The sequence below is a fragment of the Streptococcus sp. 2018037 genome, from assembly GCF_019754195.1.
Classification (GTDB): domain Bacteria; phylum Bacillota; class Bacilli; order Lactobacillales; family Streptococcaceae; genus Streptococcus; species Streptococcus hashimotonensis.
Window position 1 is genome coordinate 32,166 of record NZ_JAIJZQ010000018.1, and the last position, 15,706, is coordinate 47,871.

Below are 15,706 nucleotides of genomic sequence, written 5' to 3' on the forward strand. Positions count from 1 at the left end.
ATCCTGATTATTTTTTAGCAATTTGGTACACAACATCCTTAACTTGGCCGATAACCTTTTTAAGATTGGTACGCTTTTTATCATCTCCTGGATCTAAGGAATAATAGATTGAACCAACAACCACGGAGTCGTCATAAGCAGCTGTCGATTCCATCCGATAAATAGTCAGACGAGCTAATTTTTGATCTGTTAATAACTGTCGCCCAACCTGCCATTCCTGACCATTGATTGTGACAACCGTCTTTTCATTGAAAGAATGATTTGTTTCAACCATCCGTGCTTCTAATTCCTCCGGCGTCATATTGCGACCTTCTTCCAATGGAGACTGATTAAAAGCATTGATATTATAGAGTTGGACCATGTAATTGCTGGAACCTTCTTTAACATCATAGACTGCAGCGACTGTCTCATCCTTAGTATTTTCTGCATTAATTGTCCAAGTAGATGGCACATCATAATAACGGAAAAATTCCTTGATGTTCCCATTTTCATCTTTTTCAGCAACACCATTATTGGCCGCATAAATCTTGTGGCCTTTTTGTGTTTCGTCGGCAGGTGGTGTACTATTAACAGCTACAAGCTCTGCATTTGCTAAAACATTGAACTGTTCATTCGTAGTATCTTGCTTTTCTTGCAAAATCGGTAAGGTGGTTGAAAACTCTTCACCTGAAGAAGCTGGTGTTTTCTCAGTCTTCTGCGATGCTTTTCCGCAACCTGCGAGCAGAAGACTACATAGACCAATACAAAGAATTAATTTTTTCATACTTTTTCCTTTCTTACTTTGCTTCATACCATGTTGAACCTTCATTTTCATCCGCAATCAATGGCACAGACAGGCTAATTGCCGATTCCATGGTTTCTTTTACCATGGCTTTTACCGTTTCTAGCTCTGCCACTGGGACTTCCAAAACAATCTCATCGTGTACTTGCAATAACATACGTGTCGCAAGACCTGCTTCAGTCAAAGCTTTGTCAAGATTAATCATGGCTACTTTGAGAATATCTGCAGCCGAACCCTGAATCGGTGAGTTGATGGCTGTACGTTCCGCAAAATTACGGACATTGAAATTGCGAGAGTTTATATCTGGTAATTCACGACGGCGTTTGTAAATCGTCTCTACATAACCCTTATCACGTGCCTCACGAACAATGGTTTCCATGTAATTCTTAATTCCTGGGAAGCGTTCAAAATAGGTATCGATATAGGCTTTAGCTTCCTTACGTGTAATCCCCAAGTTATTGGATAGACCGAAATCTGAAATACCATAGACGACACCGAAGTTTACAGCCTTGGCATTCCGACGGTCATTTGGTGTCACATCCTCAGCTTTTTCGATACCGAAGACCCGCATAGCTGTCGAAGTGTGAATATCTGCACCTTGCTGGAAGGCCTCAATCAAATGCTGGTCCTGAGAAATATGAGCCAAGACGCGCAATTCAATCTGTGAATAGTCCGATGCCAAAAGGACACTATTTTCAAGAGATGGCACAAATGCCTTACGAATCAAGCGCCCTTGTTCTAGACGAACAGGAATATTTTGCAAGTTAGGGTCCGTCGAAGATAGGCGACCTGTTTGTGTCAAATCCTGTACATAGCGGGTATGAATCTTACCATCTTCTAAAATGGCATCCTGCAAGCCGACTACATAAGTTGATTGAAGCTTGGTAATCTGACGGTATTCCAAGATTTTTGAAACAACTGGTGCAATTGGCGCCAAGCGTTCTAAGACATCCACTGCTGTTGAATAGCCTGTCTTGGTCTTCTTGGTATATTCCAACGGTAGGCCCATATCTTCAAAGAGAATGGTCCCAAGCTGCTTAGGCGAATTGATATTAAATTCCTGACCAGCTAGTTCATAGATTTCCTTGGTCAACTGGTCAATCAAAACTTCGTTTTCAGATTGCATAGCTTTGAGAGTCTCAGCTTCCACCTTAATACCAGCAATCTCCATCTTAGCTAAAACATTTGCCAGTGGCAACTCCATGTCAAACAAAAGATCTAATTGCTGATTTTCTTCTAATTTGGTCAACATCGGCTCTTCTGTCTCAATCAAAACCTGAACCTTACGTACCAAGTGTGGGAAAAAGACCTCGCGTTCAGGCAAGTCTAACTTAGCACCCTTACCATAAATTGCCTCATCTGGAACAAGACTGGTCTGACCATAGAGGTTGGCAATGGTTGTTAGGGAGTTGTCCTCAACGGTGGAAAGCAAGTATTTGGCTAGACGGCTATCGAAAGTAGCTGGGAGTAGCGTAATCTCTTTTCGGTCAAGAAGAACTTTTCCACGCTTAAAGTCATAGGTTTTTATGGTTTGGTTTTCTAAAAAGTCACGCAAGACTGGACTATCAAGTAGCTCAGGCCCTCCGACATAGATTTTCTCCTTATCCCCCCAAGCTAAACCAACCAAATCCTCTCGGTGATAATTTTCACCCAAGATTTCAAAATAGAAAAACTGGTCTTGTTTGAGCATAGCGGGGCTGATTTCCGTTACGATTTGGAAATCGAGTACTGCTTCCTCTTGCGAGCTGGTCGTACCTAACTGAGCCCTTAATTGCTTGAAGCCCATGTCATCATAAAATTGTCCCAGTTCATCCACCTTAGGACCTTGATAAACAATGTCATCCAGACCAATTTCGATTGGTGCCTGAGTATCAATGGTAGCAAGTGTACGAGATAGGAAGGCCTTCTCCTTATCAGCAATCAGGTTTTCCTTCATCTTAGAAGCCTTCATGCTGTCAATGTTTTCGTAGATACCATCCAAAGAACCAAATTCTGTCAGGAGTTTTAGACCTGTTTTTTCACCGATTTTGGTCACCCCAGGGATGTTATCGGACTTATCTCCCATTAGAGCCTTGAGGTCAATAAACTGAGTAGGGGTAATCCCCATTTTTTCCATGAGGTAGGCTGGGGTAAATTCTTCGAATTCGGCAACGCCTTTCTTGGAAATTTCGACTACGGTGTTCTCATCAGTCAGCTGGATCAAATCCTTATCACCGCTAACAATGGCCACATCGAAAGGAATGTCTGTCCGCTCTGCCATTTTGTCCAAGGTACCGATAATGTCATCTGCCTCATACTGATCCAGTTCGTAATGCTTGACTCCCATGGCATCCAACATCTGACGGATAAAAGGAAACTGCTCACGGAATTCGTCTGGAGTCTTGGCACGACCTGCCTTATAGTCTGCATACATCTCCGTACGGAAAGTGGTCTTTCCAGCATCAAAAGCCACAAGAATGTGGGTCGGCTCAATCCGCTTCATCATGTGGTCCAGCATGAGATTGAAGCCGTAGATAGCATTGGTGTGAAGGCCTGTCGGACTCTTAAAACGATCAATTTGATTATAAAGTGCAAAGAAAGCACGGAAGGCTACCGAAGAGCCATCGATTAATAATAATTTATTTTTTTTCATGTCTCTATTATAGCATGAAACGTATGTTTTAGTGGACTAGGGAGGGCTGGAATAATAGAAAATCCCAGTCAGTGACTAGGATTTTCCGTGTGATAAACATTACTCAACAGATTTTAGTGCTTCTAACATATCCACCTTTCTCAGATGATGATTGATGTGCCAACCAAGAGCAACCAAAATTCCACTAATGGCTAAGATAGGAATGAGATAGACTTCTAGTCCGACAGATGGATTGAATCGGATACTGTCCGAACCAATCATGGCAAGAAGGAGCTTGTGGAGATAAATACCGCCAACCAGTCCAACCAACATACCAATCAGCGAAAGGGCAATGGTTTCACGATAGATGTACATGGTCACCTCTTTATTGTGGAAGCCCAGTACCTTGATGGTGGATAATTCACGAATCCGTTCAGACATATTGATAATTGTAAGGTTGTAAAGAATGACCAAGCCAAGCAAGATGGATAGAATGACTAGAATGGTCATGATGGTCTGAAGCGAGCCTGCAATCGTGGTAAGCATGTCTATAAGAGAAGTATTTTGAACCAAACTTCTGACTGCTGGCATCGCTAGGAGTTGACTTGCAAGAGTCTGAATATGCCCCAACTGACTGTCTTTCAACTGAACCAGATAGGCATTGGCAGTCTTCTGCTTGCCAGTCACTTGTTCGTAGTAGCTATCTGTCATATAGATAAAATGCCCTGCGTACATATCAGCCACAGCCTCTACCCTGACTGAAACTTCCTTATCTTCCAAGGTCAGTGATAATTTATCACCAACTGAAACTCCGTAGATTTGCGCCAATTTTTCTGTTAGAACAATCCCCCTATCACTCAGTTTAATAGGCTGACCTGTCGAACTTTCCAGACTGACTTGATTTCCAAAATCCCGACGGTCTGAAATGTAGAGACTAATCGATAGATTCTTTCTCTGACTGTTTTCTTCCACCGTTTGATTGAGCTGTTCAAAAGCCACTGGCAAGGATTGGCGAACCTGATTTGACTGAAGAAAATGTGTTAACTTATCCAACTCTTCCTCAGTAGCTCTGCTATTTTCCACCACCAACATATCATAATGGATCAGCTCCCCAAACTGTCGTTGGACAACTCCTGAAATAGAGGAACGGATACCCAGTCCTCCAAAAAGAAGGGCGACGGTCCCTGCTACTCCAAAGATGGTCATAAGCATACGAAGCTTGTAGCGGAAGATATTGCGGGCTGTCACCTTATGGGTAAAGCTTAGACGAGACCAGATAGCCGGCCATTTTTCGATCCAAATGCTGGAGCCTGTAACCGGTGGCTTAGGTAAAAGTAGCTGAGCAGGTTTTTCTGTCAGTTCCCGACGAGCCACCAAGTAAGCTGGCAGGACCGAGGAAGCCAGAGACAGGAGCAAGGCTAAACCTGTCCAAAGGGGATAAAAATGAAGTTTAGCTGGTCCAATCACGGTTGTCTGCGTAATAATGTTGGAAATAAGTGGAGACAAGAGGAGATTACCTGCTATTATGCCGACTATTGTTCCTGCCAGACCTGCCGCCAAACCATAGAGAATGAACTTAGCCATAATCTGTCTATTCGTATAGCCAAGGGCCTTGAAGAGACCTGACTGGGTTCTCTCTTCGTCGACAAAACGGGCCATGGTAGTAAAGGTCACTAGAGCTGCGACAAGGTAGAGAACAACTGGGAAGACATTGCCCACTGCTGCAATAGACCTAGTCGCATTGCTATAGGTAGTATAGCCATCCCCACCTGGTAGGCTTGTTCGAGTATAGACCTGATAAGGCGCTTTTTCCAGCTTACTTAAGTCGGATTTGGCCTGAGCAATCTCGGTTTGAGCTTGGCTAATTTCTTGATTGGCCGAAGCTTTCTTTTCAGAAAATTGGGATTGAGCTTGACTTAACTCTTTATCAGCCTCCTCCAAACGGAGTTCTTCCTGACGGAGCAGTTGATTTGAAGACTCTAACTGACTCAGTCCCCATTCATAGTCTTCTACTCCTTTATTGTAGGCTGCAATGCCTTGTTCATACTGACTCAAACCTGCTTGATAACGGGCCAAACCTGCCTGATATTCTTGATTCCAAGTTTGGTACTGGGCTAGATTGCTATTGTATTCATTTTGTTTGGTTTGATAGTAATCATAACCTTGTAAATAGGCTTGGTTGGCCTGCTCATGTACAGATTCCATTTGGTCTAATCGGCTTTTCTCAACATCCAAACCTGCCTGTCTAGCTAACAAGTCAGGATAGTCTGAGAGGGTTTGGCCTTCTTGCAAGTGATTGGCAATTTCAAGGTCTAACTCTTGCTGAGCTTGAAACCAATTAGCTCGCCCTGTGGAAATCTGAGATGCGGTCTGACTCAGTTGGGCATTTTGGGAATCCAATTCTTGCTTGGCCTTTTCTAACTGCTGGGCTGACGTTTCTAATTCCATCTGATAGCCGTCTAGAAACGAAGCAGTCTGTTCTAATTGAGCCTTACGCCCATCCAATTCCTTTTTACTTTCTTCCAATTCAAACTTATTTTTTAATAGTTGGGCTTGGGCGGCTCGTAATTCAGCTTCCGTTTGGACAACCTTAGCCCTACCACGCGCAAACTCTCTACGACCTGTCGCTAATTGCTCCTCCCCTGTTTCCAGTTCTGACTCGGCCTGTTCAAGCTGGGATTGAGCCTGAGCAATTTCCTCTTCCCCTTTTGAAATATCTGTCTGTCCATCTGACTGAATAGCTGCCAATCGTTGTTCATCATTGTTAGCCAATAACTTTTCTAAGTCTTCTTGGTGCTGGTCCAACCTGTCTTGATAGGCCTGACTGTAATATGGTAAATCAACCAAATCATCATAGCGAATACGGGCAATAGTGTAAACTTCTGATTTGAAGGTATCCTGACTAACAAGGCCATAGCCACCTAACTGCCCATCACCACTTGCAGCCATGCCCATGGTTTCATTGTCCCAAATTTCTGCTGATGCGACAAAGCCCACAAGAGTAAAACTTGTCTGTGTCAAGATTTTTCCATCCTTATCAGACTCCGTCACTTGAACAGTATCGTCCAATTTGTAACGATTTTTTAAAGAAGCTGATAGGGCTATTTGCCCCTTTTGACTGGGCATTTCCCCTTCTACTAGCTTATAGGTCGATAGGGTCTTGGGAGCTGAAAACAGCCGAATTGCAGTCTGGCCTTCATTAGCAACCACATCTTTAAAGTAGCCCGCTTCAAGAGTAGCACCTTCTATCGTTTCTAATTCGTCAAGGTCAGCTTGACTAAGTCCCAGACCTGAAATTACTGCCAAATCCATCGTTCGATGACTGGCTATATAGGCTTGGGCCGTCTTTTCCATATTGGGAGCTGTTACTTTCAGACCTGTCAAAGCTAGAGCTCCTAGCATCATCAGGCTAAATATGGACAAAAAACGCCCCTTGGAAGAAAGGAGAGATTGTCTCATATCCTTCCAGTAGATTTTCTTTTTCATAGTTTCACCCACTAATATTCTAGGCTTGCAATATCCTGGGGTTCTGCGTGTAACTCAACGGAGTGTACACGGGCATCCCGCATTCGAATCACTCTGTCTGCAATAGGGGCTAGGGAACTATTGTGGGTAACGATAATCACCGTCGCCCCCTGCTTGCGGGACATATCTTGTAGGATTTGCAAGACCTGCTTACCAGTTTGGTAGTCCAAAGCCCCTGTCGGTTCATCACAGAGGAGAATTTTAGGCTTTTTTGCAACGGCACGGGCAATGGCCACACGTTGTTGTTCGCCGCCTGAAAGCTGAGCAGGGAAATTATTGATACGGTGACCGAGTCCGACCTGTTCCAAGACCTCCTCGGCATCCAAGGCATCCTTGACGATTTCTGCTGCCAGTTCCACATTTTCCTTGGCGGTCAGATTGGCAACCAAGTTATAAAATTGAAAGACAAAACCTACATCATCTCTACGATAATTGGTCAGTTCATGACTTGAAAGCTTGGCAATATCCACACCGTCAATCCAAACCTCCCCCTCGTCATTGCTATCCATGCCACCTAAAATATTGAGCAGAGTGGATTTGCCCGCACCCGATGAGCCAAGAATGATGACCAGCTCCCCCTTTTCAATCTCAAAGGACACACCGTCATTTGCCACAATGGTCGCATCCCCCATTTGGTAGTATTTTGACGAATTCTTTACTTGGATGTAGGACATGGCACACCTCGCTTCTTCTCTTCCTAACAACTGTATTCTTACTACTTATTATAGCACAAAAGAGGGATTCTCACCCTCTCTGATCATCTATTATACTTGGGCAATAGCAGAGCCACCATAGAGTTTCAATTCTTCTCTGATGATCTGGTAGTAGTAGCGATCAAAAGCCTTCCAAGCCTGCCTGCTTTTCTCACTCAATCGCAGATCACCCAGTCCAACCAAAAAACTGGTCGAACGGTAGAATTTCTCAATCGCAATCAGTTCTGTATTGGTGACCGACTTGGCCTCCGACAATATGCGTGTCGTCTCTGTCAAATTATGCTGGAACCGTTGCTCATCAGCTGTTCCTACTTTGTCTGCTTGAAAGGCCTGATTCAAGTCTTGAATGAGGGCCAAAACGTCTTGAATAATCTGTGTCTTTTCCATAAAAGACCCTCCTTTGAATTATTGAATTTAGTATATCAAATTAGACAAAAATATTCCATCAAAAAACGATGCCCTTTCAGGCACCGTTATATTATTATTTAACAGCCTCCAGAGCCGCTTCATAATCTGGATGTTCGTTGACATTGTCCAGGTATTCCACATAGGTGATTTCATTGTCGGCATTAAGGACAAAGACTGCACGCGCCAGCAAATTCCACTCTCGCATGAGCACACCGTAGGATTTACCAAAGGCATGGTCATAGTAATCAGACAGGGTGATGGCATCTTCCAAACCTGCAGCCCCGCACCAGCGTTTTTGGGCAAAAGGCAGATCTGCTGAAACTGTAATAACAACCGTATTATCACGATCAACCAGTTCCTGATTGAATCGACGAGTCTGGGTATCACAAATCCCTGTATCAATAGAAGGCACCACACTGATGACCTTGGTCTGCTTGCCAAAGTCTTTCAGACTTTTCAGGCTCAAGTCATTGGCCATGAGGACAAAATCAGGGGCGGTATCTCCCACTTGCAATCGTGGACCTACCAAGGTCACCGGTTTTCCAATAAAGGTTGTCATAGACATCTCCCTTGCATTTATTACTCAATGAAAATCAAAAGTAGTCTAGGAAACGAAGCCGAAGATAGAACTGGAGTTCATCAAGGCGAGTTGACAACGAATAATTTTGATTTTCGAAGAGTAGAATATATTTATTGTAAGCGTTTATAAGCAAAAATACCAGTTTTTTGACTGGTATTTTTGCTATAGTTTGTAGGTTTTCAATCGCAGAGCGTTCAAGACGACTGATACTGAACTGAGAGCCATGGCTGCACCTGCAAACATAGGATTGAGCAGAGGTCCACCAAATACATGTAACAGCCCCATGGCAATTGGAATGCCAATCACATTATAAGCAAAGGCCCAGAAGAGATTTTGTTTGATGGTCCGCATGGTTGCCTGGCTGAGTTTAACAGCCTTGACCACATCCAAAATGTCACTATGCATGAGAACAATGTCGGCAGACTCAATGGCAATATCAGTCCCAGAACCAATGGCCAGACCCACATGGGCTTGAGCTAGTGCTGGGGCATCGTTGATACCATCCCCCACCATAGCGACTGTTTTGCCCTGTTCTTGTAAGAGCTTGACTTGGTTGGCCTTGTCATCTGGTAGGACCTGACTGACCACCTGCTCAATGCCGACTTCCTTGGCAATGGCTTTGGCAGTTTTTTCATTGTCCCCTGTCAGCATGACCACTTCTAAGCCCATGGCTTGCAGAGCCTGGACAGCCTGACGGCTGGTCTCTTTTACTTTATCGGCAACGGCAATGACTGCTAGTAATTCTTGCTGGCTGGCTAGGAAAACAGGCGTCTTGGCTTGATGGGCAAATGCCTCCGCAACTGCAGGTCCTTGGGAAACATCAATTCCCTGTTCCCGCATCAACCGTTCATTTCCCAGATAGATGGTCTGCTCTGCTATTGTCACCGAAAGACCACGGCCAGAAAGAGCCTGAAAATCAGTGGCAGGCAAGAGATCAATCTTTTCTGTCTGTGCAGCTTGCAGGAGAGCCTGAGCCAGAGGATGCTCGGAAAATTGCTCACTACTTGCTGCCAGCTGGAGGACCTGCTCACGATTTTTAGTAGACAAGAGATGAATGTCTGTCACCTGGGGTTTGCCCTCTGTAATAGTCCCTGTCTTGTCGAAGACAATGGTATTCACACCTTGTAGGGTTTCAATAGCTTGACCAGACTTGAACAGAAGACCGTTTTCTGCCCCTTTTCCAGTCCCAACCATGATAGCCGTCGGAGTTGCTAGACCCAGAGCACAAGGGCAGGCGATGACCAAGACGGCGATGATAATACTAAGTGAAAAAATCCATGATTCTTGCCCCAAGAAATACCAGGCCAGACCAGACAAGAAAGCCAAGCCCATGACAACTGGCACAAAGACGGCAGATACTTGGTCAGCCATTTTGGCGATGGGTGCCTTAGACCCTTGAGCCTCTTCTACCAAGCGAATGATCTGAGCCAGAGTCGTATCACGACCAACCTTGGTAGCCTGCATGGTAATTGCGCCTTGCTGGTTAAGGGTACCGCCAAAAACAGTATCGCCGAGAGCTTTCTTCACTGGCAGGCTCTCACCCGTCAGCATAGACTCATCCACACGTGTCTGGCCTTCTAGAACTTGACCGTCAACAGGAATCTGCTGACCTGGGCGAACAATGACCTGGTCACCTACTACCACATCTTCAATCGGTACTTGTATTTCCTGCCCATTTCGTAGGACCTGGGCTGTCTTGGGAGCCAGATTCATCAACTTCTTAATGGCCTCAGAAGTTTGACCTTTGGACCTAGCTTCAAAATACTTTCCAAGGGTAATCAAGGTCAAGATAACGGCAGCTGATTCAAAATACAGTTCTGGATGGTGACCGTGCATGGCTACTTCTTTCCCCATCAGAAGAAAAGCAATCATCAAAAGACCTTGAACCAAGGCTGCTCCAGTCCCAACGGCAATCAAGGAATCCATATTGGGATGGCCTTGCAAGAGAGTTTTAAAGCCTTTTTGGAAAAAACTGCGTCCCATATAAAGGACAGGGATGAGCAGGAGGACTTGACTGACCGCATAGACTAGCGGTTGATGGAGCAAGGCTGGTAATGGGAACCCACCCCAGGGCAACATAGGCCCCATAGCAATATAGAGCAGTGGAAGAGTAAATGCTGCTGACCAGACAAATCGTTGCCAAAGACTGTCTTCCTTGCTTGGTCCCTTATCCACCGTCTCTTCCACTTCTTCTGGTCTGATCAACTGATAACCTGCCTGCTCTACTGCTCTTTCAAGACTAGCTGGATTTTGCCTATCACGGCTATAACGGATGGTTGCCTTTTCTGTTGCCAAATTGACACTGACTTCTTCTACACCTTCTAGTTTGCCAAGAGCTTTTTCAACCGTCATAGCACAGGAAGCACAGGTCATGCCTGAAATGTCATAAGACTCAGTCATCAAGTTATCGACTAGCTGATAACCTGCCTTTTCAACTGCCTGACGAATATCCTCTAGTCCCAAAAGCTTTTCATCATAGCTAACACTTAATTTTTCAGTCGCTAGATTGACACTGGCCTCTTCTACTCCTGCTAATTTACCAACAGCCTTTTCAACTGTCATAGCACAAGAGGCACAGGTCATGCCTTGAATGGGATAGCTTGCTTGTTTCATATCCTTCTCCTTTGACTACGTTTGTAATCACATTATACATAAAACGACTACATTTGTAAACAAAATTGTTTCAAAAAAGTAGATTGAAATCAATCCAACCTACTTTTACATATTCATTTATTCTTTACTGGATTTTTTCCGATGAAGAAAAATTGCTGTTAAAATTCCTGCAACACCTAGCGCCACCAACAAGAGGCTGACTTGCTCACCTGTACTAGGAAGACTTGATTTACCTTTTTTATTGGTAGGTGTTACTTTCTTATCAGAAGATACTACTGTTCCGCTTGATGAGGAAGTATCCGTAGCTCCTCCTGTGTCAGAAGCACTTGTAGACTGACTTGTACTGCTTGAAGTGGTTGAAGTTTCGGTACCACTTGATGATGGCTCAATGCTGGTCGATGGTTCAGTACTACTTGATGATGGTTCGGTACTAGTGGATGGTTCAGTACTACTTGATGAGTCGGTGCTGCTGGATGACGGACTTGTTGCCGCTTCAATTTTTGCCATCATTTCAGCTTCAACAGCTTTTAATTGCGCAAAAATTTCTGCTGAACGAGCCAAGCTTGCCTCTGTTACAGTTGGAGCCAGAGCTACGGCTGCATCTTCTGAAAGTCCAGCATATTGAGCATCAAGAGCTGCTTGTGCAGCAATCCATTCTTTTTCAAGTGCAATCCATTTTTCTTGAATTGATGTACCAAATAACTCTGGGTGTGAGATGGCCATCTTATCAATATTTTGCACCGTCCAGTACCATGAATTGGTATCATAAGAAGCTGAGCGATTTTTAAAGGCTTCATAAGTATCAGTCACAATACCATAAAATGGAACATACGGTGTATTCCTTGTCTGAGCTAAGCCCAACCATACTGTGCCACCGAAGGCTGATGGTAAGCTACTATTAATCTGATAAACATGGGCATCGATGACGTTTTCATTACCAAGAGCGTATTTATAAGTCGCATCTGCCGCTTGATCATTCGCACCGTTATCCCCTTGTTTTACCTTACCTGCTTCATCGTCTGGACGAAATTCTGGAAGATGTTCAAAACGGTTACGTTGTAAGGCAAAGGTATCTTGTAAACTAAAGCGACGACTTGGGTCTGTTGGCTGACGCAGTAAATCATACACACCATCTTCATAGGTTACAGACGATGCTGGATCTAACAATTTTATACCAGCGTATGTCCGAGAACGATCACCATCAGCATAATTCTCAGGTCCATATGATTTGGCAATATGGAACTTCCCATCAACCATCATATAATTTTCAGCCTGTTTGGCTACTTCTTCAACCTTTGCAGAAGCAATCACATTTTCTGTATCGGTAAAATCAACATGACCTAGATAGTAAGTATTTGCAAAAATTGCATACTTGTCTTCAGGGAATTTGATGGCTACGTATTGGTGACCTGACAAAATTTCCATGTACCAAACTTCATTCTTATCAGCAATAACAATGATATTCCCTTCTGCTGAACCTTTTTCATCAATTGTCTTCGCAATTAATTTGATACCTTCACGCGCACTGGTGACTCTAGGAAGAACATAGTCAATCAAAATGGCCTCACCTAGTCCCCCCGCAGTTACCAATGGGTCAACAGCTAAAACTTTTTTATTTGGAATAGCTGTAACAGTGGCAGTCATGGACACACCTTTTTCATTAAATCCATGCGCACCAAAATTACCGTTTGACCCATCCCCACGTGCCGCATCAGGCGTAGAGGTGTACTTGAACTCATTTGCCAAGTGTGGTGCTGTGAAACCGAATGATTCATCCACCAACATATCCCCCTTGGCATAGGTTGCTGCTGGAACCACAATATAATTTTTATTGTGCGCTCCATTATTTGGTGGATATGGATAATCTTCCGTTCTACCATAAAGGATAGAACCATCCGTTGTCAACCCTTTCCCAATGATAAAGCCTGAACAGGCTTGAACAAGTTGAACAGGGAATAGGCAAACCAACATTAGAAATGTGGCTATACGAACAAAAGTCTTTTTCATAGACTTCTCCTTTCCTGATACTCTGTGAAAATCAGAAGTAGGCGCCCTCCAGAGATACAAACTCAGAGACTATTTTACACAAGGCTCTTATCCAACCAGAAGGTGATTTTCGTGGAGTATAATATGATTTACCCATTTGCACCTACATTGTAACGCAAAAGCACCTCCCTTGCAAGTGCTTTCAAAAAAATATTTATCCTTTTTTCCTAGCCAATATGGTCGCAAACCGCATCTTGAGGAAATTACCATGTTCGTCACGCTTATGGAGCTGACCAAAATCCTCATTGTACTTGACCAATTCCCAGTCACGGTAGTATTCCTTCAACTCACCTGCTCCAAAGGTAAAGGAGAAATTCATCGGACAGGGTGCATCCTCCGTATCCATGGCCGCCACGATCAAGTTATAGCCACTAGGCCGTGTCTGCTCCTGCATATTGCGGATAATAGCTGGCACCCGCTCCCGCTCCAAGAACATAAAGACAACGGTTGAGATAATCCAGTCGTAATCCTGCTCCAGACTAGCTGAGTTAATATCGTAAGTCCCAGCCTGCAAGTCCAAATCTTCTACTTCCTTGACCTGCAAGAGTGTCCGAATACTTGGTACATCTTTATCTACAGCAGTTACCTCAAACCCCTGCTGAGCCAAATAAAGACTGTTCCTACCATGACCACAACCTAGATCCAAAACCCTACAAGGCTTGATGATTTTCAATGCCTCTAAGACTTCCGAATGTGTCCGCGTGTAGTCATATTTTTTAGCAAAATAATCCTCTGGCTGACAGAAAAATTCCAAGAAAAACTCCGCATCCTCTGTCAATAAGGTCACCCGATGCCAAGCCTGTGGCTCCACAAAAGGAATATCGTCTGTCGGACCATAGACATATTCTCCTAAAATTTCATTATGATCTGAGATCGGCTCAAATTTGAGTTGACCCCTCAAGACCTTGATTTTTGCCCAAGTACCCACCTTGGTATTGTGCTTGGTCAAAAAATGCTGAGGAACCGTATCCTGATTCCAAATGGGCATGCGTTTATAAGGAACTAAAACCGTCATTATCTCTCCTTTTCTTTCCAATACACTTAGTCTATCACAAAGGAAATATGAATTCAAACCCATTTTTTTCTTGACTTAGAGTGAACTCTAAGGTGTATAATATTCCATATCAATCAGAAAGGATATTTACTGACAAGTAAATGTGTGATGAATATGAAAGCTGCTATTTATGAAAAAGCCGGTAAGATGACCGTTACAGAAATCGAAAAACCAAGCCTTCAAGCAAAGGATGATGTCATTATCAAGGTCGTGCGGGCCTGTGTCTGTGGCTCAGACCTTTGGGGCTACGGAGAAGATATTCACCATGACCATGGTGACACCAACTCTGGTCATGAAGCCATCGGTATCGTTGAAGAGGTAGGCGAGGATATTACAACCCTTGTTCCTGGTGACTTTGTGATTGTTCCATTTACACACGGTTGCGGACATTGTGATGCCTGTCGCGCTGGCTTTGACGGTACTTGTGACAACCATCCAGGCTACACCAACTGGGGCAACAACTACCAGTCTCAATACATTCGTTTCCACTACGGCAACTGGGCCTTGGTCAAAATTCCTGGTCAGCCAAGTGATTACTCAGAAGGCATGATAAAATCCCTCTTGACTCTGGCAGATGTTATGCCAACTGGCTACCATGCTGCGCGTGTTGCAGATGTCAAACCAGGTGACAAGGTCGTCGTCATCGGTGACGGAGCGGTTGGCCAATGTGCCGTCATCGCTGCAAAAATGCGCGGAGCTTCTCAGATTATCATGATGAGTCGCCACGCAGATCGTCAGCAAATGGCTTTGGAATCAGGGGCTACTGCCATCGTAGCAGAACGTGGTGAAGAAGGTATCGCCAAAGTTCGTGAAATTCTTGGCGGTGGCGCTGATGCTGCCCTCGAATGTGTTGGTACAGAAGCCTCCATTGACCAAGCACTCGGCGTCCTTCACAATGGTGGTCGCATCGGTTTTGTCGGTGTACCACACTACAACAACCACGCCCTTGGCTCAACCTTTGCTCAAAATATCATTATCGGTGGTGGCTCTGCTTCTGTCACAACCTATGATAAGGAAATTTTGCTCGATGCCGTTCTCAAAGGCGACATCAACCCAGGTCGAGTTTTCACCCAAACTTACAGCCTGGACAATATCGACCAAGCCTACAAAGACATGGCCAACCGCAAAACGATTAAAGCCATGGTGACGGTGGAGTAATACTCTGCGAAAATCAAATAATAAACTCCAGATAGTTTCGAAATTGTCTGGGGTATTTGTTTTCCGATAACAGAAAAGACCAGGATTTCTCCCAATGTCATTAAGTTAAGCATTTAAGTAGCTAAAGAAACTATTCCCGTCTGAGCAGTTCATGACAAAACGGGAATAGTTTTTGTATTTAGGGCGCACAAAAAGGAGGTTTTTTAACCCTATTTTT

The 15,706-nt window shown here is 44.1% G+C and carries 10 protein-coding genes; 1 reads left to right on the forward strand and 9 read right to left on the reverse strand.

The features are described from left to right. Window positions 1-7: 7 nt before the first annotated feature. From K5Q29_RS07445 to tehB, 9 genes are all read right to left on the reverse strand, one after another. Entirely contained in the window at window positions 8-790 is a 783-nt protein-coding gene (locus K5Q29_RS07445; protein ID WP_105139747.1) for a glucose-6-phosphate isomerase, read from the reverse strand. Further along, entirely contained in the window at window positions 777-3,413 is a 2,637-nt protein-coding gene (polA, locus tag K5Q29_RS07450; protein ID WP_105139742.1) for a DNA polymerase I, read from the reverse strand. Before polA ends, K5Q29_RS07445 begins: the two co-directional genes overlap by 14 nt. Window positions 3,414-3,512: 99 nt before the next feature. Continuing rightward, window positions 3,513-6,878: an FtsX-like permease family protein gene (locus K5Q29_RS07455; RefSeq protein WP_105139748.1), complete on the reverse strand. Its 3,366-nt coding sequence runs from the start codon at window positions 6,876-6,878 to the stop codon at window positions 3,513-3,515. An 11-nt stretch (window positions 6,879-6,889) separates the two neighbouring features. Beyond that, window positions 6,890-7,591, reverse strand: coding sequence for an ABC transporter ATP-binding protein (locus K5Q29_RS07460; RefSeq protein WP_024406738.1), 702 nt, complete (start codon window positions 7,589-7,591; stop codon window positions 6,890-6,892). Between the two features lie 90 nt (window positions 7,592-7,681). Continuing rightward, window positions 7,682-8,017 carry a hypothetical protein gene (locus tag K5Q29_RS07465; protein ID WP_024419461.1) on the reverse strand — a complete coding sequence of 112 codons (336 nt, stop codon included), beginning with the start codon at window positions 8,015-8,017 and terminating at the stop codon, window positions 7,682-7,684. Window positions 8,018-8,111: 94 nt separating this feature from the next. After that, window positions 8,112-8,597 (reverse strand): thiol peroxidase, encoded by a 486-nt coding sequence (tpx, locus tag K5Q29_RS07470; RefSeq protein WP_105139743.1) that lies wholly within the window; start codon window positions 8,595-8,597, stop codon window positions 8,112-8,114. Window positions 8,598-8,780: 183 nt separating this feature from the next. Further along, window positions 8,781-11,231 carry a heavy metal translocating P-type ATPase gene (locus K5Q29_RS07475; protein WP_105139744.1) on the reverse strand — a complete coding sequence of 817 codons (2,451 nt, stop codon included), beginning with the start codon at window positions 11,229-11,231 and terminating at the stop codon, window positions 8,781-8,783. Window positions 11,232-11,348: 117 nt separating this feature from the next. Then, window positions 11,349-13,238: a C69 family dipeptidase gene (locus K5Q29_RS07480; RefSeq protein ID WP_105139745.1), complete on the reverse strand. Its 1,890-nt coding sequence runs from the start codon at window positions 13,236-13,238 to the stop codon at window positions 11,349-11,351. A gap of 193 nt (window positions 13,239-13,431) precedes the next feature. Continuing rightward, a complete protein-coding gene (gene tehB / locus K5Q29_RS07485; RefSeq protein WP_105139746.1) occupies window positions 13,432-14,292 on the reverse strand; it encodes an SAM-dependent methyltransferase TehB in 861 nt (286 codons plus the stop codon). Between the two features lie 153 nt (window positions 14,293-14,445). On the opposite strand from tehB, the gene K5Q29_RS07490 reads away from it, so the two are divergent. Beyond that, a complete protein-coding gene (locus K5Q29_RS07490) occupies window positions 14,446-15,489 on the forward strand; it encodes a zinc-binding dehydrogenase (RefSeq protein WP_105139749.1) in 1,044 nt (347 codons plus the stop codon). Window positions 15,490-15,706 lie beyond the last annotated feature (217 nt).

Bases quoted from the DNA above. Each gene is read 5' to 3' on its own strand.
- K5Q29_RS07475 (WP_105139744.1), bottom strand. From the start codon at position 11,231: ATGAAACAAGCAAGCTATCCCATTCAAGGCATGACCTGTGCCTCTTGT.
- K5Q29_RS07455 (WP_105139748.1), bottom strand. From the start codon at position 6,878: ATGAAAAAGAAAATCTACTGGAAGGATATGAGACAATCTCTCCTTTCT.
- K5Q29_RS07460 (WP_024406738.1), bottom strand. From the start codon at position 7,591: ATGTCCTACATCCAAGTAAAGAATTCGTCAAAATACTACCAAATGGGG.
- tehB (WP_105139746.1), bottom strand. From the start codon at position 14,292: ATGACGGTTTTAGTTCCTTATAAACGCATGCCCATTTGGAATCAGGAT.
- tpx (WP_105139743.1), bottom strand. From the start codon at position 8,597: ATGACAACCTTTATTGGAAAACCGGTGACCTTGGTAGGTCCACGATTG.
- K5Q29_RS07480 (WP_105139745.1), bottom strand. From the start codon at position 13,238: ATGAAAAAGACTTTTGTTCGTATAGCCACATTTCTAATGTTGGTTTGC.
- K5Q29_RS07465 (WP_024419461.1), bottom strand. From the start codon at position 8,017: ATGGAAAAGACACAGATTATTCAAGACGTTTTGGCCCTCATTCAAGAC.
- K5Q29_RS07490 (WP_105139749.1), top strand. From the start codon at position 14,446: ATGAAAGCTGCTATTTATGAAAAAGCCGGTAAGATGACCGTTACAGAA.
- K5Q29_RS07445 (WP_105139747.1), bottom strand. From the start codon at position 790: ATGAAGCAAAGTAAGAAAGGAAAAAGTATGAAAAAATTAATTCTTTGT.
- polA (WP_105139742.1), bottom strand. From the start codon at position 3,413: ATGAAAAAAAATAAATTATTATTAATCGATGGCTCTTCGGTAGCCTTC.